23 protein-coding genes are annotated in these 22033 nt (G+C 57.2%); 13 read left to right on the top strand and 10 right to left on the bottom strand.

Annotation, left to right across the window (positions count from 1 at the left end):
- Positions 1–7 precede the first annotated feature (7 nt).
- The 3 genes from D0851_RS07140 to D0851_RS07130 all read right to left on the bottom strand — a co-directional run bounded on the left by D0851_RS07140 (position 8) and on the right by D0851_RS07130 (position 4566).
- Positions 8–2578 carry a GcvT family protein gene (locus tag D0851_RS07140; protein ID WP_117618019.1) on the bottom strand — a complete coding sequence of 857 codons (2571 nt, stop codon included), beginning with the start codon at positions 2576–2578 and terminating at the stop codon, positions 8–10.
- 508 nt (positions 2579–3086) lie between these two features.
- Positions 3087–3605: a DsrE family protein gene (locus tag D0851_RS07135; protein ID WP_117618018.1), complete on the bottom strand. Its 519-nt coding sequence runs from the start codon at positions 3603–3605 to the stop codon at positions 3087–3089.
- A gap of 346 nt (positions 3606–3951) precedes the next feature.
- Positions 3952–4566: a substrate-binding domain-containing protein gene (locus tag D0851_RS07130; protein ID WP_205422281.1), complete on the bottom strand. Its 615-nt coding sequence runs from the start codon at positions 4564–4566 to the stop codon at positions 3952–3954.
- A gap of 13 nt (positions 4567–4579) precedes the next feature.
- On the opposite strand from D0851_RS07130, the gene D0851_RS07125 reads away from it, so the two are divergent.
- From D0851_RS07125 to D0851_RS07115, 3 genes are all read left to right on the top strand, one after another.
- Positions 4580–5005 carry an NAD(P)H-dependent oxidoreductase gene (locus D0851_RS07125; protein WP_227539475.1) on the top strand — a complete coding sequence of 142 codons (426 nt, stop codon included), beginning with the start codon at positions 4580–4582 and terminating at the stop codon, positions 5003–5005.
- 521 nt (positions 5006–5526) lie between these two features.
- On the top strand, positions 5527–5907 hold the full coding sequence (locus D0851_RS20935) for a helix-turn-helix domain-containing protein (protein ID WP_117618015.1): 381 nt from the start codon (positions 5527–5529) through the stop codon (positions 5905–5907).
- A gap of 34 nt (positions 5908–5941) precedes the next feature.
- Positions 5942–6343, top strand: a complete 402-nt coding sequence (locus D0851_RS07115; RefSeq protein ID WP_117618014.1) for a DUF2784 domain-containing protein — start codon at positions 5942–5944, stop codon at positions 6341–6343.
- 294 nt (positions 6344–6637) lie between these two features.
- Here D0851_RS07115 and D0851_RS07110 read toward each other — a convergent pair whose 3' ends face one another.
- Both D0851_RS07110 and D0851_RS07100 read right to left on the bottom strand, forming a co-directional pair.
- Positions 6638–6841, bottom strand: a complete 204-nt coding sequence (locus D0851_RS07110) for a DUF3185 family protein (protein ID WP_117618013.1) — start codon at positions 6839–6841, stop codon at positions 6638–6640.
- Positions 6842–7147: 306 nt separating this feature from the next.
- Positions 7148–7774, bottom strand: coding sequence for a class I SAM-dependent methyltransferase (locus tag D0851_RS07100; RefSeq protein WP_117618011.1), 627 nt, complete (start codon positions 7772–7774; stop codon positions 7148–7150).
- 106 nt (positions 7775–7880) lie between these two features.
- Here D0851_RS07100 and D0851_RS07095 point away from each other — a divergent pair, with 106 nt between their 5' ends.
- From D0851_RS07095 to D0851_RS07075, 5 genes are all read left to right on the top strand, one after another.
- Entirely contained in the window at positions 7881–8786 is a 906-nt protein-coding gene (locus tag D0851_RS07095) for a LysR family transcriptional regulator (RefSeq protein ID WP_117618010.1), read from the top strand.
- 129 nt (positions 8787–8915) lie between these two features.
- Positions 8916–10016 carry a mandelate racemase/muconate lactonizing enzyme family protein gene (locus tag D0851_RS07090; RefSeq protein ID WP_117618009.1) on the top strand — a complete coding sequence of 367 codons (1101 nt, stop codon included), beginning with the start codon at positions 8916–8918 and terminating at the stop codon, positions 10014–10016.
- An 18-nt stretch (positions 10017–10034) separates the two neighbouring features.
- The gene (locus D0851_RS07085) at positions 10035–10358 is read left to right on the top strand and encodes a hypothetical protein (protein WP_117618008.1); all 324 of its coding nucleotides are present in this window, start codon (positions 10035–10037) and stop codon (positions 10356–10358) included.
- A 72-nt stretch (positions 10359–10430) separates the two neighbouring features.
- Positions 10431–12461 (top strand): alkyl/aryl-sulfatase, encoded by a 2031-nt coding sequence (locus D0851_RS07080; RefSeq protein ID WP_117618007.1) that lies wholly within the window; start codon positions 10431–10433, stop codon positions 12459–12461.
- Between the two features lie 10 nt (positions 12462–12471).
- Positions 12472–13389 carry a homocysteine S-methyltransferase family protein gene (locus D0851_RS07075; protein WP_117618006.1) on the top strand — a complete coding sequence of 306 codons (918 nt, stop codon included), beginning with the start codon at positions 12472–12474 and terminating at the stop codon, positions 13387–13389.
- A 13-nt stretch (positions 13390–13402) separates the two neighbouring features.
- Here D0851_RS07075 and D0851_RS07070 read toward each other — a convergent pair whose 3' ends face one another.
- The gene (locus D0851_RS07070; RefSeq protein ID WP_227539474.1) at positions 13403–13678 is read right to left on the bottom strand and encodes a hypothetical protein; all 276 of its coding nucleotides are present in this window, start codon (positions 13676–13678) and stop codon (positions 13403–13405) included.
- Positions 13679–13869: 191 nt separating this feature from the next.
- Here D0851_RS07070 and D0851_RS07065 point away from each other — a divergent pair, with 191 nt between their 5' ends.
- From D0851_RS07065 to D0851_RS07050, 4 genes are all read left to right on the top strand, one after another.
- Positions 13870–14730 (top strand): LysR substrate-binding domain-containing protein, encoded by an 861-nt coding sequence (locus tag D0851_RS07065; RefSeq protein ID WP_117618004.1) that lies wholly within the window; start codon positions 13870–13872, stop codon positions 14728–14730.
- Between the two features lie 68 nt (positions 14731–14798).
- Positions 14799–16682, top strand: coding sequence for a monovalent cation:proton antiporter-2 (CPA2) family protein (locus D0851_RS07060; RefSeq protein WP_117618003.1), 1884 nt, complete (start codon positions 14799–14801; stop codon positions 16680–16682).
- Positions 16683–16773: 91 nt separating this feature from the next.
- The gene (locus tag D0851_RS07055; RefSeq protein ID WP_117618002.1) at positions 16774–17883 is read left to right on the top strand and encodes a histone deacetylase; all 1110 of its coding nucleotides are present in this window, start codon (positions 16774–16776) and stop codon (positions 17881–17883) included.
- Positions 17884–18124: 241 nt separating this feature from the next.
- Complete coding sequence (locus tag D0851_RS07050; protein ID WP_117618001.1) at positions 18125–19090, top strand: putative zinc-binding metallopeptidase; 966 nt, start codon at positions 18125–18127, stop codon at positions 19088–19090.
- An 18-nt stretch (positions 19091–19108) separates the two neighbouring features.
- Here D0851_RS07050 and D0851_RS07045 read toward each other — a convergent pair whose 3' ends face one another.
- Positions 19109–19678 (bottom strand): NnrU family protein, encoded by a 570-nt coding sequence (locus D0851_RS07045; RefSeq protein ID WP_117618000.1) that lies wholly within the window; start codon positions 19676–19678, stop codon positions 19109–19111.
- A gap of 149 nt (positions 19679–19827) precedes the next feature.
- Here D0851_RS07045 and D0851_RS07040 point away from each other — a divergent pair, with 149 nt between their 5' ends.
- Positions 19828–20202, top strand: coding sequence for a hypothetical protein (locus D0851_RS07040; RefSeq protein ID WP_227539473.1), 375 nt, complete (start codon positions 19828–19830; stop codon positions 20200–20202).
- Between the two features lie 40 nt (positions 20203–20242).
- On the opposite strand, the gene D0851_RS07035 is transcribed toward D0851_RS07040, so the two are convergent.
- From D0851_RS07035 to D0851_RS07025, 3 genes are read right to left on the bottom strand one after another with little or no spacing between them, the layout of a single operon-like run.
- The gene (locus D0851_RS07035) at positions 20243–20587 is read right to left on the bottom strand and encodes a hypothetical protein (protein ID WP_227539472.1); all 345 of its coding nucleotides are present in this window, start codon (positions 20585–20587) and stop codon (positions 20243–20245) included.
- A 23-nt stretch (positions 20588–20610) separates the two neighbouring features.
- Positions 20611–21270: a hypothetical protein gene (locus D0851_RS07030; protein WP_117617998.1), complete on the bottom strand. Its 660-nt coding sequence runs from the start codon at positions 21268–21270 to the stop codon at positions 20611–20613.
- Positions 21271–21288: 18 nt separating this feature from the next.
- Positions 21289–21921, bottom strand: coding sequence for a helix-turn-helix domain-containing protein (locus D0851_RS07025; RefSeq protein ID WP_117617997.1), 633 nt, complete (start codon positions 21919–21921; stop codon positions 21289–21291).
- Positions 21922–22033 lie beyond the last annotated feature (112 nt).

Here is a 22033-nt window from a genome sequence, read left to right as displayed (position 1 = left end):
AAACCGGTCAGGATCTGATCCGTTCGTTGTCTGGATCAAACAGCGCCCGGTAACCCACTGCCTCAATGCGGATAGGGTAGTGTTCCTGGAAGTATTCCAGAGTCAGTTCACGGCCTTCCTGGGCGTACTCCGCGGGGATATAACCCAACAGGATGATTTTTCCCACCGAAGGCCCCCAGGCCACGCTGGTGTTGTAGGAGCGGCGGCCGTGGCTGTCCACCAGCACTTCGCCGGTTTGCGGGTCCAGAATCGGCCATTGGCCCACCGGATAGCGCAGCACGCCGTTAGCATCCTGGTGCCCGGTCATGGTCATGGTGCACAGGTAGGCCGATTGCCGGGGCCACTCCCGTTGTTCCAGGTAAGCGGCTTTGCCGTGGAAATCGGCTTCCTTGACCTTGGGCCGTTGCAGTCCGGCCTCGTAAAGGTTGTATTCCGTTTCCAGGTCCACATTCTGCAGCCGCAGGCTTTTCTCCAGGCGCCGCGTGTTGGCGTAAGTTTCGATGCCCACCGGGGTAACGCCGGCGTCGTACAACAGGTCCCAGATTCGCAGGCCGTAACTGAATGGGAAGTAAAGCTCCCAGCCCTGTTCGCCCACATAGGATATGCGGAAAGCCCAGACCGGAACGCCCCGAATGTTCAGTTCCTGCGCGGTGGCAAACGGGAAATTGTCCGCCGACAACTGGTCCGGGTCGGTGACGAACTGCGCCAGGGTCTCCCGGGCCTTGGGACCCCAGAGCCCCAGGGTAGCCAGTTCGTCGGTGCGGTCGTGCAGTTGGATGTTGTCCAGGCCCTTCTCCCGGGCCATGCGGGTGATCCAGCAATAGTCCCGGTGGCCGGTGTCGCCGCCGCAGACGACCCGATAGTCTTTCTCGCCCCGCCGGATGATGGTCAGGTCGGAGCGCACGCCCCCGCGGCTGTCGAGGAAGTGGGTGTAGACGCCTTTGCCATGGGGCGTGGTGCCACCCACCTTGGCCACCGACAGATACTCCAGCAGCGCCTCCGCGTCGTCGCCGGAGATGTCAAAGATGGCGAAATGGGAGAGGTTGATCATGCCCACGGACTCGCTCATCTCCAGTTGCTCGGCGTTGGATACCTCCCAGAAATGCCGGGTGTCCCATTCGTGCTCCCGCACCGGGATACGGTCGCGGTATTTCGCCAGCAGGGTGGGCTCATTGGCGGCGTAACCGTGAGCACGCTCCCAGCCGGCGGCCTCCATAAAGTAAGCGCCCAGTCCAACTTCCCGCAGGTAGAACGGGCTGGTTCGCATCTTGCGGCCGGAGAGGTAGGGCTCACGCGGATGAACCGCCGGGGTGTAGATCTTTTTGGCAGTCTCATAGCAGCGGTTGTACACGAAGTCCGGTGTTTTCTGAAGCGGGTAATGGCGGGCAATATCGATGCTGTGAGGGTCCATCTCCGGGGATCCATGAGTCATCCAGTCCGCCAGTAACTTGCCCGCACCCGGACCGTCCTTGACCCAGACTGCTTCACAGAACCACAGGTTGCGGACTTCCGGGGATTCGCCCATCAGTGAGCCGCCATCCGGAGTCACCGACAGCAGGCCGTTGAAGGAATGCTTTTCCTCCCAACCCAACTCGCCCAGGATCGGGGTCATTTCGATGGCTTTTTCGTAGGCGTCCATGACCTGATCCAGTGAAAGATCCCGCATCGAGGGCGACATCCGCGCATCACCGGGCTCGGCAATGGCGCCAGGGTAGACCAGCCGAGGGTTTTCCGCCTCGTAATAACCCCACTCGATACGGCCACCTTCGGTGGTGGTGGGGTCGCCGGTGTCCCGCACATAGGCGGAGTTGCCCTGGTCGCGGAACAGCGGATAGACGATCTGTTTGCCGGTTCCGGCCAGTTCTTCGTAGGGGCCGAAGAACAGCAGGGGGTGTTCCAATGGCATCAGAGGCAGAGGCGCATTGGCGGTGTTGGCCATCAACGGCCCCCAGATACCCATGGAGAGCACCACGTATTCGGTTTCGATGTAACCCTTGTGGGTTTCAACACCACGCACCTGGCCGTCCTGGACATCAATGCGGATGGCCGGTGTGTAGGCAAAAGCCTGGAGTTTGCCGGTGGCCACGGCTTCTTCCACCAGATCGCCGGCTACGCTCTGGGAGCGGGGTACCACCAGCCCGGCGTCCGGGTCCCACATGGCGCCCTGGACCTGGCTTTCCTCCAGCAATGGAAACAGCTCCTTTGCCCGCTTGGGCGAAATCATGCTGACATTTGTGCCGAAGGCTTTCCCGGAACCCACCTTGCGGCGGAGTTCGTCCATGCGCTCGTCGTCATCGACGCGCGCCACTTCCATGCCGCCGCATTTCACGTAATTGCCACGCTTTTCATAAAAGGCCTGGCTGTACTTGGTGGTGTAAATGTTCAGCTTGTCGTGGGAAGTGGTGAAGCAGAAATCCGAGGCGTGGGAGGTGGAGCCGATGTCTGAGGGAATGGCGGATTTTTCCAGTCCTACGATGTCATCCCAGCCCTGCTCGATCAGGTGGTGTGCTACCGAGGAGCCAACGATACCGCCCTGGCCAATGATTACGACTCTTGCACGTTTCGGTAGTTGTGCCATTTTGGTTCCCCTTTGCCTGCAATGAACGCCCTCGCGCAGCCGCATATCGGCCAGGGCCCTGATTCAATGTGGCTCTAATTGCTCAGTGCAGGTGAATCCAATACGACACCGAGTCGTCCAAAAACGGCAGAGGCAGCCCCGAAGAATCCGGGCCACCGGCTGGCCCAATGTGTCAGTTTTTGTCGGAACGACCGGTATTGTGGAGAGATTCTTCGTGGCAATGCAGGGCTGCTTCCTGACTGCCGCAGGTGTGGCGCGTGGACTTGACCACGCCACCTGCTTATTTGCGGATGGGACCGGAGTCCAGATCAATAATACTGATTCCGCTGCTCATGGGATGAGTGGAAACGGCTTAGCGACCGTCCGACGTCACCAGAACGTGGTGCACTGGCCCCGGAACCTCCAGTTTGCGAGCAATCGCATTCGTGTTCCACCTTTTATGTGATCAATCTTGACCAGCGGACCTCAAGGTGAACTTCAGCTCGCAGAGCAACAACCGATTTTTTGTTTAGGGGATTCGGACAACCGCGTACCCCTGCATCTGATAGCCGATGACCGAGACGAAACCATTATCTACCGGGTCGACCTCCGGAATGATCGTCGCCTCATCTACACCCATCCCTTTCAACGCGTAACGGCAAACTTCCAGTGTCACCCCGTCCTTCTTCATTTGTTTAAGAGTCGTCTGGAATTTCTGTACCTCGGCCAGCTCTGCCTCATCAAATGATGCGCTGTCAGTCGAAAGCAGTTTCACCACCGGCCCGTGAAAAACGATGGCGATGTTGGGCTCTTTCGCAAGCGCCTTCACTTCAGGTGCTTTGTAGGAGTTCTTTATTACCAAGAAAACGGGGTTAACGACCTTGGGATCTCCCTGGCTCACCTCGTAGACAGCGTCATAGTTCTTAACGCCCTTCAGGGCATTGTCGTACCCGGCTGCACCTGCAGGCACAGACATCAGGGCCATATAGACCGCCGCAAAGAAGACGGGGGGAATTCGGCGAAGTATGCTTTTATAATTCACGCTCATGACAAATCTCCTTGAGGGATAGGAACTTGTTTTTTTGTCAGCCAACCCATAAAAATGCTCCAGAATCTAAAATATTTTCCCTAAGCTAATACAGGTACGATATATCATAAATGTACCAATTTGGAGCAAGTTGGGGTTCTGGCAGTCGAACACACGAAGCTGAAATAGACCTGAAAACAGTTGCCAAGCATGTATTTGTTTGACGAGAATCAAGGCCGAAACTACAGTCCGAACAACATACTTACGCTACGGGCTCCAAATGCAAGACGTGACCCAGCAACCGAAACCGGGACAGATCTATTTGGGATGAAAATAGATCTGTCCCGGTTTTATAGGTCGCTTCCTCTCATCCAAGTCTTTGTCGAATGTACTCTCCAATGTCTTGCGTGAATACCCTGATCCGACTGACGCGTCTCAGATCCGGGTGGGTGAGCAGCCAGAGCGGAACGGCCAGTTCCGACAGGGGATCCGTCAACCGCATGAGTTCAGGGTCTGAATCCCCGAGATAGCAGGGCAGCACCGCCAGGCCCGTCCCATGGCGCACCGCCGTTTGCATACCCAACATGGAATCAACCCGATAGTGGCAGTGGTTATCCAGGCCTTGCTGTGTCAGCCAGGTTTCCAGGGCACTGTCTCCCATGTGCTTGTCTGGACCGACCCAGTGGTATCTGGCCAATGTGTCCAGGGGAGCCGGCACGTCTTGCCAGTGGCGTCGTTGGCCGTAGACGGCCTGTTGAATGGATCCGGCCCGCTGGCCGACCAGGGTTTGCGGCGGGTTCCGGGTGGGGCGAACGGCAATGTCGGCTTCGCGCTTGCTCAGGCTGTGAACCTGATTGGAAATGACAACTTCCAGCTCGATGTCCGGATAGTGGGCGCGAAACGCCTCAAACGCCGGGGCTAGTGTCCCGTCTGGCGGGGCTCGATGTGTAGCCGCTGCGCGATCGCTTAAACAATGCCACACCCAGCCGGCGATATTGAAAGGCTGGTTTGACCGGGTGCTGGTCTATGGCGGGCTTTATTCCGGCAGCCGGCGTTACAACCGGGGCCATTTCCGGGGCAAGACGGCGATGTGCTCCGTGACTGCCGGCTCCCCTGAACAGGCGTTCATGCCCTTCGGTCGAGCTGGGAACATGGTTGAATGGTTATGGCCGATGCACGATTCGCTCTATTATGTGGGGTTCGATGTGTTGGTGCCTCAGGTTAGCTATGGCGTTCAAGGCGGCGGTATCCGGTATCAGGGCGAGGGTACGTTTAGAAAGCAACTGGAGCAGAAGAAAGCGGCCTGGGCGGAGCGGATCCCCACGCTTTCCTGCGAGCCCCCGATTCCGTTTACCGGTTGGGACGATTGGGATGAGAAAGGGGTGCTCAGGCAGGACCATCCAATGCGGTGGCGGCTTTGAATTTCGAACTGTGGTGTCCAGGAAGCCCTTGAGGGCTTCCGTCCGGTTCTGAAACGGGCCTTGTCGTCTAACGTTCGATAAGGGTCCGACCTCGCTTGTCATGAGCAACCAGTCTGGCTTCAGTGCTCTGGCGGTGAGATAGGCCAGTGGCGAGATGACGCCGAGTAACGGCAGGACAACCAGGAAGGGGATGAAGCTTTTGGCGCTTCCGCCCTGGGCAATATGATCCCGGTACAACAGATACATAAGCAGCAACAGGGCAATTCCAAGATCCAGAACGACCTGAAGTGACTCCTTCTCAGTAAACAGGCTTAGAAGCCATAGCCAGAAATTCTGCTCTGAGGTGGCCAACACCCAGAGAGTGAAGCTTGTAAATGCGAGAAATAAAACGGGCGCGATTCGGGTAATAAGCATTGTGGATTGCCTCCGCACGTTGATGTTCAGAATTGGTTATGCTCTGGGTATGAGCATGCGCCGACGAGCTTTCCGGCGCACTTCCCGAAAAGGTAAAGGCTGGATAAATGACCGTTAAAAATAGGTCGATAGACCAGGGCAGCCAGATCGCACAACACAGTGCTTTTGGCCATAAGCTACGGTTCTGGAGAAACCAGAAAAGAATGAGCCAGCTTGAGTTGGCGGTGGGGGCGGAGCTTTCGCCGCGCCACTTGTCGTTTATCGAAACTGGCCGTTCGCGACCTAAGCGGGATGTGGTACTGCGGTTGGCGGAGACGCTCGATATTCCTCTACGGGAACGACTGAACATGGGTAATGATATCCTCGAAACCACCACAATGATTGCACGATTCGGTCCGGTGAATGATGTGTTTCTGTCCGAATTGCGGGTTGAGATGATCTTCCCTGCCAATGAGAGTGCGCGTTTGCTTTTCTCGAGGTTGGGGTAACTGGCTGCCACGAATCAGCTTTTGGGAGGCGTTTGTGAATAACCGGTGGGTTCTGATACTTGCTGACATGCTGCTGATCCTGCATACCATGCTGGTCGCCTTTGTCATTCTGGGCTTGGTGGCGACGTTCGTTGGTCATTTCCTTGGATGGCGGTGGGTGCGCAATTTCTGGTTCCGGCTGAGCCACCTGATTGTCATAGGTATCGTCGTTCTGCAATCCTGGCTGGGCGTGCTTTGCCCACTCACAGCGTGGGAAATGGCACTTCGGGAGAAGGCGGGGCAAGCGGGCTATGAGGGATCATTCATTCAGCACTGGCTGCAATCCATCCTGTATTACAGCGCACCGGACTGGGTTTTCACCCTGGGCTATACGGTTTTCGGGGCGCTGGTCCTGGCCAGTTGGTTTCTGGTCAGGACCAGGCGACGCCGAGACTAGTGTCCCGTCTGGCTAATTCGCTAATCTACTGCGTAGCGCTGAGGCCTCTGGCCAAGGCGCCTGTCTGCAGGTGTGGTGGTTCCACATCAAGGGCTGGCAACACCGGCCAGAGGCCTCAGCGCTACGCCCTTCGGGAGCCACTGAGGGCCTTGATAGCCGCGTTGCGCCGCCTCGATTTGGAACCACCAAACCTTCACCACCGCGCCTTGCTCTCAAGGCCCTCAGTGGCTCAGTAGGTTCGCGAATTAGCCAGACGGGACACTAGTGGATTTCTGACGGAACAGCCGAGTGGATTTATTTCCTGACGAATGCCAGAAAAGCGCCTGCCGCAGTTGCGGCGGCGCCGCCGATCAGATACCACATGGTGTCGTCAGTAAAGCGGCCTGTGACGGTTTCAGTCAGCTGATTACCGAGAGACTGTGTCGATTGGTATCCAAAGTAGAGCAGGGCAATGCCCACTACGAGTAGAACGATACCGACCAGTTTTGAGCTTCCCATTGGATTATTCCCTGTAATGCGCAGATGTGCGCGGTATTCCGATAGTCTATGGAAGCTTGGCATCAGATTCCGGCTTTTCCAACACTTCTTTTCTCTCCCGCTCGTATTCCTCATAGGACTTGTTCGCGCGTTCAATACATTCAAAGTAGGTCGACGGCGGTTTATTTGCGCACTCGTTTCGCTGGTGTATGCGCACGTTGTCATAGACTGCCCTGTGGCTGCATCCGGCCGCAATGGTGACTAATACAACTATGAGCAGGGATCTTTTCATTGGTTGCAACTACGCTTTTTCTGAGGGTTCCGATTTTACTTCGGCTTAGTGGCGATCAGGAAATATACATCTTTTGACTTCTCGGGGACCCAGCGGTACTGAATCTGGAACCCGGCACGCTCAAGATCAGATTCCAGTTCCTCGCGGGACAGGAAATTCACAAAGGGGGCGACGCGCAGCAGTCTGGCCAACAGGGCGACGGGTTTGAGGTAGGGGCAGGTGTCCTGAAGGCATGCGGTGTTGCTGATAAAGACACCGCCGGGTTTTAGCATGCCGAAGACCTGCTCGATTGCCGACTTTGGATATTCGAGGAGGTGCAGTATGTTTAAGCCCAATACGGCGTCGAATGTCTGTTGCCGCTGTTGCAGGTCGTCAAGGGTGGCAACCTGGAAATTGAGATTGCCGGTCGGTTGTTCTGCCAAGCTTTCCCGGGCAATCTCAATCATCCGGGCAGACGCGTCTGTCGCAAGATAGCTGCGGACTTTGGGAGCGTGGATCAGCGCTGTCGATCCCGTGCCGCAACCAAATTCCAGGGCATCCATTTCTGAATGGAGGTATTTCTGTGTTAAGGCGATCTTTCTCAGATAGGCGTTCTGGTCCGCGATGGGGCGTCGGGCGTAGCGCGCGGCGCTGCGGTTCCAGAAATTGACATACGAATTCATGGGGTTTCCTCTGTGGACTGGCTGCTTTAAGTCACTGGGGCCCATTCTATCTCTGCAATTCTGTTGGTAGTATCGTCATATTCGTATTCCTGATATGCATAAGTGAATGAATTGGCGATCTGTTAACTTCGACTGGAACCGGGCTCGGGCCTTTCTTGTGACTGCCGAGGAAGGCTCTTTATCCGCTGCTGCAAAGGCTCTGGGGATTTCGCAGCCGACCCTTGGCAGGCAGGTCTCGGCGCTGGAAGAGGAGCTGTCCACAGTCCTTTTCGAGCGTGGAGGTCGGGGGTTGGAGTTAACGCAGAACGGTTTGGAATTGCTTGCCTACGTTCGGGCGATGGGCGAGGCTGCTAGCGGTCTGTCGCTGGCGGCAACGGGGCGAGCAACTTCCATTGAAGGCGAGATTGCGATTTCGGCATCGGAAATCACGGCCGCCTACATTTTGCCTCCCATCCTTCACAAGCTTCGCAATGAGTACCCGGGAATTCGCATCGATCTGGTTGCCTCCAACGAAGCCAGTGATCTTCGGCGCCGGGCGGCAGACATCGCCATCCGCAACTTTCGGCCGACAGAACCCGATCTTATTGCTCGTAAGGTGGGGCAGTTCTCAGCCACTCTTTACGCCACACCGGAAATACTGACGACTTTGCCATCCCCTTTTCCTGAGGAGCTCCGGGAAGGCCGGTTCATCGGCTTCGTGTCGAATAACGGGGCGTACATGAGTGCGCTGGCGGAGCGCGGTATCAAGCTGGGAGAGGAGCACTTTGTTGCCCGTACAGACAGTCATCTGGTGCATTGGCAGATGACCCGGGCCGGTATCGGCATTGGAGTGATACCGCTTGAGCTGGGCGATGCCGAGCCCCGAGTTGAGAAAGTCTTTGAGGATATACTGTTCGGTGGCGATGTCTGGTTGGTCTCGCACCGGGAACTCAGGATGAACCTCCGGGTTCGGACGGTGTTCGATTTTCTCGCTGCTGAACTTGCTGAGTGCTTCAGGAAAGCTGAGAACTGACTCAACAGAATGGGGGCTTAGTGTTTGCTCCAGAGGGCTGAACCTGCAAAAGGCGTTATACCCGGATTAGGGGACTACACTTCAATTGGATGTACCATCGATCAGTTGGGTCAGAACTCGGGGACAGTCATGCGCATCGCCAGTATTGCAGCTTACACTGCAGATCTTGAATACACCGGCAAGGCCTACGCCTTTGCCGGTGGCCGTTCCCATCAGGTATTCACCAGCACAGTTGTGGTTTTAACGGCGGACACGGGCCTGGAAGGCTACGGAGAGGTTTGTCCCTGCGGCCCCAACTATATGCCAGCGTTTGCCGAGGGAATTCCGGCCTGCCTGTCCTTGCTGGCGCCCGCGGTGATCGGAGAGGATCCGAGGCAAATCTCAGCGATTCATGAGCGGATGAATCAGGCTCTTACCGGCCAGGCTGTTGCCAAGGCAGCCATTGATATCGCCTGCTGGGACCTTCTCGGCAAGGCGACCGGCCTTCCGGTCTATACTCTGCTTGGTGGCCTGCAGACGCCCTCCATGCCTTTGCACAGGATAGTTCCCCTGGCCGAACCGGCTGAGATGCAGGCGTCGCTGCGCCAATTCCGCTCAGAGGGTTTTCGCCATATTCAGATCAAGCTCGGGCACGACGTTGATGAAGATATTGAGCTGGTTCGAACCCTGAGCAAGCTGAAGCAACCCGATGAGCTCTGGATTGGCGACATTAATGCAGCATGGCGCCGGGACCAGGCGCTGCGCTTTTCCCGCGCGGTTGAGGGCGTAGATCTGTATCTGGAGCAGCCCTGCCGCCAGTACGAGGAGTGTCTGTCAGTGAGGCAGCGAGTGCGGCACCCTGTCAAGCTGGATGAGAGCCTGAACTCTCTTGGCGATTTACAGCGGGCCCTGCGGGATGACGCCATAGACGCCATTGCGCTGAAAGTCAGCAAATTTGGCGGCCTGACACCTTCCCGCGTTATCCGGGATGTGTGCGTGGATGCTGGAATACCCATGACGATTGAAGATGCCTGGGGCAGTGGTATCGCAACTGCTGCTTACGCGCATCTGGCGGCAAGCACCCCGGCAAGGGCGTTGCTCAATACGACCGATCTCCATAATTACAACACCACTCAGCTTGCGACCGGCGCTCCGGAGGTATCCGGGGGGCGTATGACGCTCAGCGACCGCCCTGGACTGGGTGTGGTCCCGGACTTCAAAATGCTGGCTTTGCATGATGTCTATGAATAACCGGAGTGAATCTGCCCAATGTCTGAAGATGCCCTCAAAACCTTGTCCGACCTTGCCAGCGACGCCCATGCTCGCATTCAGGCAACCCACCATCACATCAATCCGGTTGTGGAGGTTCGCCGGGGCATGCGTGATGCGGGTATACCGGCAGATGTGATGACCATTGACTGTCTTCGCACTCGCCGGCGTATCACGCTTATACTTCACGATGAGCAGCCCGGCACTCTTCTTTATCAATTCGTGACCATAGAGGATGAAGTGGGTAATGATTTCCAGCAGATGGCTCTTGGCGATATGACTGCCAGTAAGCTGTTTGACTGGATGCAGGAGTATTTTGGCTGACTGATACAGGACTCTGGCTGATACCGGGGTAAACTCGGGTTAACCAATAACAACAGATCGATAAGTTGCCACATGTCTCTATCTCGAAAGGTTCACCTTGTTCCGCTGTTCGGTATTGCGCTGGCCATCGCCGGGTGTGATACCGGTCCGGATTCCCCTCAAGCCAACAGTGCCGGGCACAGCGCGCCAACGGCCAGCACCGGCCAGGCCAATCAACAGGTGCTTGACCAACGGCCCTTCGACAACCGTGGCGATTTTGAGAACGCACGGCGTGGGCTGATTGCCCAGGATCCGGACCTGGTGATTGATCATCTTGAGGGCGGTGAGGTCTGGAATATGCCGGACTATGGCTTTATCGACCGTGAGGGTGAAAATGCGCCTGCCTCGGTGAACCCCAGCCTATGGCGCCAGGCGGCCCTGAACAACATTCATGGATTGTTCGAGGTCACCGATGGGCTTTACCAGATCCGGGGTTACGATCTGGCCAATATGTCGATTATCGAGGGTGATACCGGGTGGATTCTGGTGGACCCACTGACTGCCCGGGAAACTGCCAGCAAGGCCTTCCTGTTTGCCCGGGAACACCTGGGTGAAAAACCGGTGCGGGCGATCCTGTTTACCCATAGCCATATCGACCACTTTGGTGGCGTGCAGGGCATTCTCCAGCACCTCTCCGATGAAGAGAGGGCTAACCTGCGCGTCATCGCGCCAGCGGGCTTCGAGGAAGAGGCCACGAGCGAGAACATCATCGCTGGCCCTGCCATGACCCGCCGCGCCATGTTCATGTATGGCAAGCGTCTGGAGAGAAATGAGCGAGGCCATGTTGGTACCGGCCTGGGTAAAGGACCTGCCTTCGGTACCTTTGGCTTTGCCCCACCTACCGACCTGGTCAGTGAGACGGGGACTGAGCTTACCGTGGACGGCGTTCCGATGGTTTTCCAGGTGGTGTCCGGTTCCGAAGCGCCTGCCGAGTTCACGTTCTACCTGCCAGAGCAGAAAGCGTTCTGTGGTGCCGAGCTGGTCAGCCGCAACATGCACAACCTCTATACCCTCCGGGGCGCGAAGGTTCGCGATGCCAGGCTCTGGAGTAGCTTTATTGATGAAGCGAAGAACCGATTCACGGAAGCGGAAGTATACTTTGGCAGCCACCACTGGCCGCTCTGGGGGCAGGAGAATATCCAGGATTTCCTGGCGGTGCAGCGGGATACCTACAAATTCATCCATGACCAAACGGTGCGTCTGATGAACCGTGGCGCCACGCCAAGGGAGATTGCCGAGCAACTGCAATTGCCGCCTGCGCTGAACGAGGATTTTCATAACCAGGGCTACTACGGCACCGTGTCCCACAATGCCAAGGCGGTATATCAGCATTACCTGGGCTGGTTTACCGCCAACCCGGCACAGCTCAACCCGCTGCCCGAAAGTGACTCGGCAAAACGGTATGTCGAGATGATGGGCGGTGCCCAAAAGGTTCTGGAAAAAGCCCTGCAGGATTTTGAGGCGGCTTCCGATATGGACGCGGCCGAGGGCCGGGATACCTACCGCTGGCTTGCGGAATTGCTCAACCACGTTGTCTTCGCCGAGCCGGATAACGACGACGCGAAACGGCTGTTGGCCAGTGTCTACGACCAGCTCGGTTACCAGGCGGAGTCGGCGCCGTGGCGGGACTTCTACCTGACCGGCGCCTATGAATTGCGTCACGGCTCGCCGGACGAAGGCCTCAGGCCAGCCATGATGAGAGAGGTGCTGCTCAACACGCCGGTGGCGTTGTTCTTCGATAGTATGGCCGTTCGGCTCAAAGCCGAGGACGCGGAAGGCGAAAGCGCTACTATCAAGATCACCTTCACGGACCTTGAGGAAAGCTACCTGCTGACCTTGCGAAATTCGGTGTTGCACAACCGCCTGACCAGCGAGGACACGCCGGCTGATGCCACCCTGCGATTGACCCGGCCGCTGTTCGTGGATTTGTTGATCGGCAAGGCAGGGCTGAAGGAACTTCTGTTCAGTGACGAGATCAGCTTTGAGGGAAGTAAGCTCGACCTGATAGGCTTCTTCAGCATGCTGGATCAGCCTCAGGGCCGATTTAATATTGTTATACCCTGATGAGTACCCTATGAAATCTGTTGCACTTCTTGATGGCGGCCTGGGCCAGGAAATCTATCGCAGGGCCACGACTGTCACCTCGCTGCTCTGGTCAGTGGCGGTGATGCGGGAGCAGCCGGAGCTTGTTACCGATGTTCATGTTGATTTTATTCGGGCGGGGGCTCGGACCCTGACACTGAATACCTACGCCGCAACCCCGACCCGTCTGGCCAGGGAGGGCATCGGTGATGAGATAGAAGCGATTCACCGAAAGGCATTTGAGGTTTTGCAACGCGCCATCGAGATAACTGGTGCAAACGTTGATATCGCCGGTTGCCTGCCGCCTCTGGTCGGTAGCTATAGGGGCCAGCCAGCCCGATCATTCGATGATTTGAAGGCAGAGTACGACACACTTGTGAAACTGCAGCCCGGTGCGGATGTCTTTCTCATCGAAACCATGACCAACATCCTCGAGGCGAAAGCCGCCTGTGCGGCCGCCAGTGAGTCAGGCAAGCCCTTTGGTGTGGCATTCCGGCTGGAAACTGATGGCAACCTCCGGTCCGGGGAAACGCTTGCGCAGGCTGTCGAAGCGGCCAAGGCGTTCGCACCAACGGCCATCATGCTGAACTGCTGTGATCCAGAAGTGCTTTCGAAGGCAATGCCCGAGCTGGCCGTGCTGTATCCCTGTACTGGCGGTTACGCCAACGCCTTCAAAACGGTTGAGCCTATGGCTGGCGGGGCGCTGGTAGACGCACTCGAAGCCCGGCCAGATATTTCGCCAGAGGCCTACGCAGTGCAAGTGAGGCAGTGGTTGGACGATGGTGCCCGCGTGGTTGGTGGCTGCTGTGAAATCACGCCTGAGCACATCCGCCATCTGGCCGATGCGCTGTCAGGCGACTTCGAACTGGTTCGTTTCTCTCAATTGGCCGGCGCAGTAGATCAGCCTTAAGTCCGACAGGTTGCTAGCCCACGAGCCGGTGGCTTTTTGCCCGCCGGGCTTCCAGGGCGCGCTTGGAGCGACGCGCCTCAATGTATTGCACCGCGTCACTCCTGATGGGAAGGTGCAGGGCGCCTTCCAGATCGTGGCGGTCGTACCCGAGATCTGAGAGGGTGTCATCCTTTTCCTTCAGCAATGACTGCGCCATCCGGCGGAATTGCTGGCGTTTTGAGTACCCCTGAATCCATGAGGTGATCGGCTGCATTGCGGCGGTTGCCTGTTGCTCTGTTCTGTTCAACATATCGACGGCCCCGACTGTGGGTGAATGGCTTGCAGCAGCTCGCCTGGAGATTTCGTTTTACTCGCACGCGGGTGCCAACAGCCGTTATTCTGGAACTCTTTATGCCTTCAATCAAACGAAAAGAATTTAATATCTCGTTCAGTTATGCTTAAGTCAGTTTCACGCCAGAAACCGACACAAGAGGTCCTTCCGTGAAGATTCCGCTACTCGATAACGATGTACTCAGGAGCTTCGTTGCCATTGCTGAGTGCGGCACTTTTACCAGTGCGGCGAGATTGGTGCACCGGACGCCCTCGGCCCTTAGCATGCAAATCAAGCAGCTCGAACAGAATCTGGGCAGAACGCTGTTCATTCGTGAACCACGGCGCGTCACTTTGACGGCTGAGGGTGAGACTCTACTCGATTACAGCCGCCGGTTGTTGCGGTTAAATGAGGAGGCAGTGCGGCACTTCATCTCACCGACGCTTGAGGGGAAAGTGGGTATCGGCACCTCCGACGACGTAGGTACCCGGATTCTGCCAGAGGTACTTGCGGAATTCGCGAGATCTTACCCGGCGGTTCTGGTCGATGTGGTTGTCGGCTCCAGCAAGCAAAACCTGGCTCTTCTGGACGCTGGTGAGCTGGATATGACTCTGGTGACAGTGGCGGAGGAGGGCGGTATTACCCGCGGTGAGGTGGTTCATGAAGAGCCACTGGTCTGGGCCGCTCGGGAAGGGTCGTCAGCCTTCCAGCGTTCGCCACTGCCAATTGCCATGGCTCATGAAGGCTGTGCCTGGCGCCGGATGACTCTTCGGGCGCTCGACAGAGCCGGTGTGCCATACAGAATTGCCTACACCTGCGAGCATTGCTCCGGGCAGGAAGCCGCCATGCTGGCTGATCTCGCCGTAGCGCCGTTTCCGAAAAGCCTGATACATCCACCGCTGAAAGAGATTGCCGGGGATAGCCTGCCGGCAATTGGCTTTTATCAACTGGCGCTGGTACGTCGGGGTTCCAACCCTCTGAATGATGCCCTTGCATCGCATGTGAAAGATGCATTCCAGGGTCTACGCTAAACAGATCTGCCAGGGACGGTCGCCTGCGAAATCCGCAGCCTGACTGAATCCAAATCAAGGAAAAACCCATGACTGTCTACTTCATTCAGGCCTTTATCTACCTGGTTGCCGCGGTGATCGCCGTGCCCCTGGCAAAACGTTTTGGCCTGGGCTCCGTGCTCGGCTATCTGGTTGCGGGTGTGGTGATCGGCCCGGTGACAGGGCTGGTCGGTCAGGAAGCGGACACCATTCAGCATTTCGCCGAGTTTGGTGTGGTCATGATGCTGTTCCTGGTCGGCATGGAGCTTGATCCCAAGGCGCTCTGGGCCATGAGGGTTCGTCTCGTCGGCCTTGGCGGACTTCAGGTGGTGTTGACGGCAGTAGCCGGTATGGCGGTGGCCGCATGGCTTGGGCTCCGGTGGCAGACGGCGCTTGCAGTGGGGTTGATCTTTGCACTCTCATCCACCGCGATTGTATTGCAGACCCTAAACGAGAAGGGACTGGTCAGAACCGAAGGGGGGCGCAGTGCCTTCTCAGTCTTGCTGTTTCAGGACATCGCGGTTATTCCCATACTTGCGCTTATCCCTTTGCTGGCTCTGCCGGAACTGAAAGACGCTGCGGGCCCCTCTGATGATCCTGGCAGTAGCCTGAGCCTGGTGGCCAGTCTTCCGGGCTGGGCTAACGGGCTGGTCGTGGTGGCTGCCATCGGAGCGGTAATCGTTGGTGGTCACTATTTGAGCCGGCCTTTGTTCCGCTATGTGGTGCAGTCAGGATTGCGAGAGGTTTTCACCGCGACGGCATTGATGCTGATCATCGGAATTGCTGCCCTCATGAGCCTGGTCAACCTGTCTCCCGCATTGGGTGCATTTCTGGCAGGCGTGGTATTGGCCAACAGCGAATTCCGGCATGAGCTGGAGGCGAATATCGAGCCGTTCAAGGGCCTGCTGCTGGGTCTGTTTTTTATCACCGTTGGTGCTGGGGTCAATTTTGACGTGTTATCTGAGCAATGGGGCACGGTCGCTTCCCTTGCGGTCGCGGTCATTGCTGTCAAGGCGGCGGTTCTGCTCGGCCTGGCGCTGCTTTTCAGGGTCCACGGCAGCAATGGTTGGTTGTTCACGCTGGGGCTGGCCCAGGCCGGCGAATTTGGCTTTGTTCTTTTGACTTACAGCGTCCAGAACCACGTGATTCCTGTGGAGATGTCGCAGATTCTCATGCTGGTAGTGGCGCTCTCAATGTTTCTTACGCCGTTGCTGTTCATTGTCTACGACCGGATCGTGCTGCCGCGTTATCGGCGTTCAAAGAACGATGACCGGGAGGCCGACACCATCGATGAGCAGGCTCCGGTGATTGTGGCCGGTGTTGGTCGTTTCGGGCAGATCGTTTGCCGTTTGTTGCGTGCCAATAATGTTCCAATTGTGGCGCTGGACCATGAGATCGAGCAGATCGAGAACCTCAGGCAGATCAACATCAAGAGTTTCTTCGGGGATGCAAGCCGGCCGGAATTGCTGGAGACAGCGGGTATCGAGCAGGCCCGCCTGCTGGTGGTGGCCATAGACGACCGTGATCGGGCGGTGCAGATGGTGGAGCACGTGAAGCAGTTTTTCCCCGGTGTCTGGGTGCTTGCCCGCGCCTTTGACCGTGGTCACGGATACCGGTTGAGGGAAGCGGGCGCGGATGATGTTGTGAGTGAAACCTATCACTCAGCTCTCGAACTTGGCGGCCACGCACTTACGGCTATGGGTGTGCATCCGATGCGTGCCCGGCAGATGACCTGGGCGTTTGTGGACAATGAACAAGCCCACGAGGACGAATTGTTCGAGGCCTGGAAGGAAATCGAGGAAGGTATCCGGTTTAGCCCCCGTTACGGCGAGTTGTTTATGAAGCTGGAGGAGGCGTTAAGCAGCGCCATGCAGCGGGATTGGGAAGAGCCGAAGCAAGAAGATGTTCCGATCTGGAGGCCGCCTGACCGCTGACAGCAAAGTAACGCTGGTCTATGCTGATTGGAGATCGTGCTGACTGCACGAGGGCTGTGGCGCACTTCCATGCGTAATCGTGGAGATACATGTGTCAGCAAAAAGAGAAGTCACTCTGGTTTATGACGAGCGCGTTCTGAATCACGCGCCCGATGTGAACGCCGCCTTTCTTCCTGGCCGTCTGGACAAAAGAGTTCGAGGGATCCTTGCTGGGCTGAATGTTCAATGGAAATACCCCGAGCACCCCGGACGCATTCAGGCCATTCTCGATTTGTTGGTCCGAGAGCCGGTTGAGGGGCTTCGATTCGCTCCCGGCAAGTCCGCCACCCGGGAACAGCTGGCTCGTGTTCACACTACGTCGTATCTGGACGATGTGTTTTCCCTGCGTGACAAAAATGCCTGGCTGGATGTGGATACCACTGCGGTGTCACCCGGAAGCATCGAGGCTGCCGAGGTGGCCGCAGGTACCGCGATTGCTGCGGTGGAGGCAGTTTGTTCGGGCAGTACTGGCAGCGCCTTCGCCCTGATCAGGCCCCCTGGGCATCATGCAGAGCCGGTTCGGGCCAGAGGGTTCTGCCTCATTAACAACGTTGCCGTTGCAGCAGCCCATGCCCAGGCTGAGCTTGGCTGTGAAAGAGTGCTGATTGTCGATTGGGACGCCCACCATGGTAACGGTACCCAGGACATCTTCTGGGCGGATCCGAATGTGATGTTCTTCGATATCCACCGGGCTTCACCTTTTTACCCTGGCAGTGGCAATTTGCACGATGTCGGGGCGGGGTTGGGCGAGGGCACCACAGTGAATGTGCCCATGCCGGGTGGCGCTGGTGATGTCGCTTACCTCAGGGCTTTCAATGAAATTCTTGTGCCGGCCGCGGAGTACTTCAAGCCGGATCTGATTCTGGTGTCGGCAGGTTTCGACGCCCATTGGTACGACCTTGCGATGAATGTTTCCTTCGAGGGTTTTGCCGCCATGACGGGAATTGTGCAATCGTTGGCGGATCGGCTGTGTGAGGGTCGGCTTGCCTTTGTTCTGGAAGGCGGCTACAACACGGAGTCACTGGCCCACGGTGTGCGATCTGTTCTGGATGTACTGGCCGGCGGGAGTGTCCCGGAGCCCAGAGTGTGTGGTATGGAAGCCGTGGAGGAAGCTATCGCGTTTCACCTGAGCGCATTCGCCGGGGAGTCCTCCGGAGAATGACCCGGTTATGTCTGGCGTTGTAGAGGGCGGCATGGGGCGGCTTTGCCCCGTGATACCCAGTTACTCATCTTCGGTCTGTTATCTGTAAGGGGAGCGGGGACAGGTCTGTTGCGGCGCCTTCTGGTGCAGCGGGATCTGGATAACGAATCCCTGGCTGGTGTTCCTTTGCTTTAGGGTATAGGTTCGGTAGAGCGGCGATCCGTTTTTTTGCACACTGCCGTTCAAAAGGAGCTCCAGCTCAATGAAGGTTTATTCCAACCCGGTTGGTTCCGGTAATCTTTGGTTTGATAATCTGACCACCGCCGAGGGTGCCCCTGTCGCTTATGACCCCCAGGCAAGGGCGTTCCTCCCCATGCCGCCCTTTTGTGTGAACCGGGGGATCATTGGTTGCAACTGGATCGCACCAGAGCAGGGGGCATTTTGTCGTTCCTGTGCCATGACGGCCCTGGCGCCGGATCCGAGCATTCCAAACGCCATGCCGAACTGGGCGAAAACCGAGGCGGCAAAGCGCTGGGTGCTGGACAATCTCGGCCGCTGGCACTGGTTCCGGCCGGAAGATCCGGGGACGCGCCCGGTTTTCCATATGCTCGCGGAGGGGCTGACGCCAGTTGCCATGGGGCACGCAAACGGCGTGGTGACCATCAGCGTGGCCGAGGCTGACCCGGTAGTGCGTGCAACCAGGAGACAGGCCCTGGATGAGCCTTACCGAACCATGGTGGGCCATATGCGCCATGAGATTGCGCATATGCTCTGGTGGCGTCTGAGTCTGCGGGACGACTTTCTGAATGCGTTCCGGGAGATGTTTGGTGATGAGCGCGCTGACTACCCCACAGCACTTCAACGGCACTATCATCAGGGCCCGCCGGCTGACTGGAGGCTGTTTTACCTGACCAGCTATGCGTCGGCCCATCCGCACGAGGACTGGGCCGAAACCGCGGCCCACCTGCTGCACCTGACCGACATCACCGACAGTTTTGTGGCATCCGGTCTGACGTCGCCGGAATTGCCACGGTCCGGCTGGGATCCCTACTCAGAGCCTGATACTGCGTTGCTGATTCATGTGGCAGCGTCGTTGGCCATTCGGGTCAATCACGTGAACCGTTCCATGGGCCTGTCGGACCTGTATCCCTTCGTGCTCTCGGAAACGGCGCAACGCAAGCTTGCCTTCGTCCATGACTGGTTGCGACGGGGTGCTCAGGGGCGCTGATCCGCGGATCAGCCCCGATCACACCGGCGCCACGCCAAACAGCCATTGGTGTGCCCAGAATACCGTCACCACATACACCGCAAGGCCGCCGACAATTGCAATAAGGTCATTTGCCTTGCTGGCCGGTAATGTGGGAATCGGTCGCTGGCTTCTGTGCTTCATGGAAATCCGGTCGGCCACGGCCCATGCGAGGACTGAGCCGAACAGCAGCAGGTCCTGCAGCATGCCGTTGGCCAGCAGGTGAGCCAGCGCCCAGAGTTTGACCGCAATCAGCATCGGGTGCTTGAGCCTTGCCTTGATTTTGCCCGGGAAGTAGGTGGCAAACAGCAGCGGGAACACCGGAATCAACAGCAACATGGCCAGGTGCCGAAGCCAGGCCGGGGGCGTATAGATCACGGTTGGGTCCATTCGGGCGGCAGCGTAGCCCCAGATGATCAGCAACAGGCCAACAAGGGAAGCGAGCGAGTAGAGACCTTTGTACGCAGCCTCACCGAGGGATGCGTGCAGTCGATTACGCAGCGGCTCGTTGACGATGGACAGCGAATGCACGCCGAGAAACAGAACCAGACCAACGATCAGTGTGGTCATTTGCCAAAACTCCTGGTCAGTTTGTTGATGGAATCGTTGTCCGCGAACGGACCATGGGTATGAATTCAAAGACAGTATAGGAAACCGGGACAGAACATGCCTGAGCGTTTATCATCGGCGGCCTGATTCACCGGATTGAAAAGGCGCCCATGAAGTTTCCCACGGTCACTGTTGTATTGGTATCTGCTGCCCTGCTGTTTGTTCTCTGGGAGCAGACCCGCAAACAGCCAGAGCCAATCGATGCCAGCCGGCTTACCAATTTGCGGGCCAATCCGGTTGAACTCAGTTCTGCGGTCGACTGGATTTTTACCCAGCTTCCCGGGTTCTGCGTGGACGCCACTGGCGAGAGAGAGGGGACAAAAGCTCACGCTGATTGTGTCAGCAAGGGTGAAGCCCGCACATCCACTTGCCGGCGGATGCTTTTCGACAGATTCCCGGGCGTCGTTGCCTCAGAGGCCGTATTCAGGGACGTCTCACTCACAGCAATGGAGTGCCTGGTTCCCAGATCGGGTTTGGTCAAGTAGACAGTGCCCAGCAGGTCATGGCTATGGCCCGTAGTGGATGTCAGCATTCCGAGGTAACTTGGGTAACCGTGCACTCCGGGTCGCCGAAGGAATCGTATTCGACATAGCAGCCCTGGCCCGGTTTTGATGCTGAAGGCAGAGAGAACCCCACACGGGTGTACCGGTTATCGACGGAGGTTTGCAGGGAGGGATCGCTGGCATCCACCGAAATATAGTCCAGCATCGTCAGCGAATCCTCGGCTTCCGCCTGGCTTTCCGGGCACAGGTTGCGCCAGTCAACTTCCGAACGGCCTGCTTCGGTTTCGATCACATAGCCGGTCTGTTGGGTCCCTCCGGGGTTGCTTGCAGCGGGGGAGAGCCCCTGAGCATAGGCTTTACTTCTCACAATGCCGATTATTTCTCCGCCCCTCAGCGCCCGAAAAACCTCGGGTTTCGTTCAATGAACGCATCTATCCAGCGTTCCAGGAATGATCGTCCACCAGGGAATTTAAGGTAACGCCAGCCCAGGAAGGATATAACCAGCGCACCCAGCGTATCAACAATCAGGTCCCACATTGTATCTGTCAATCCCGACGGATCGCCCAGCATCGGCTTTTGCATATTCGTCCCGAACACGGAATCCATGGCGAATTCAAAAACCTCCCACAGGGTACCCACGCCCAGCGCAAACATGAATGCGAAAAAAGCCACGAAACCCGGGTTCATGTGCACCTGAATTTTTTCGGTTTCATTCATGATGTGCACCAGCAGAAAACCGAGAATGCCGAGCAGAAAGCCCGACATGGTGTGCAGTGCCATGTCCCACCACCAGAACCGTGTGTAGTAATCGCGTATCTCGCCAAGGAACAGGGCGGCGAAAACAAACCCGATGGCAGCCAGTTGCAACTCGGGCGGAATGTGAATCCGAAAACGGCGTTCAAACAGCACCGGGAAGAACGTAATTGCAATAATCATTGCGGTCAGAAATGCGGTAAACCACCGCTGGCCCCAGATGGCCAATATTGCCTCGGCAAGCAGTATCAGCTGCAGAGCTATCGTGATCCGTTGATGGGTAACGCGAATGCGCATGGGCCTCTGGCTCCGGGGTCAGTGGTTTAAGTGAGCTTCTGCGCGGTAGCCTGAAGGCGTTATTCCGAACCTTGATTTGAACGCCCGGCTGAACTGGCTGGAATCATTGAATCCGCATGTAAGCGCAATGGCAGTGATGTTATCGCTCCGTTCACGAAGCATGTCCCGGGCCCGGATCAATCGCTGTTCCTGAACGTATTGATAAGGGGCGCAGTCGAAGGTTGCCCTGAAAAGCCGGGCAAAGTGGTAGGGGCTCAGATTGACCCAACTGGCCATATCGGCCAGCGTCAGTGGCTGGCTTAGTTGAGCGTTGATGCGTTCTTGCAGAAGTCGGCGGTATCGAAGTGATAGCGTGCCTGTCACTTCTGGGAGTGTTTGTGGTAAGTCGGAGTGACGGCTGACAACTTTCCCGTTCAATACACGTCTGGCTTGTTCGCCCTTGTCTATGTAGATGCTCAGTGCATGGTGTCGGGGCCGTTCGTACCGCACCTCGCCCTGATGATTTTGCCACTGCGCCAGAGCCCGCCCCTGATCCAATTCCAGCATTCTCTGGGGGGCAACGCCAGCGGTTCTCAGGGTATCAACAATATCCCGGGTAGCCTTACGTGATTGCGTCCGCGGGTGTGATGCGGATTCAGGATCGGTTTGCATATCTGGCCTCCGCAAGAATCATCCATGGTTCAGCAGGATCTGACAAGTTTTGCTGTCTTTTCCGTCCTATCCTGACCGCCTGAATTACAAATGTTCCCGTTACCTACAGGAA

Origin of the sequence: Marinobacter sp. Arc7-DN-1 (assembly GCF_003441595.1) — a bacterium.
GTDB classification, from domain to species: domain Bacteria; phylum Pseudomonadota; class Gammaproteobacteria; order Pseudomonadales; family Oleiphilaceae; genus Marinobacter; species Marinobacter metalliresistant.
Note: the sequence above shows the minus strand (reverse complement) of the source record. Positions and strands in the feature narration are given on the sequence as shown.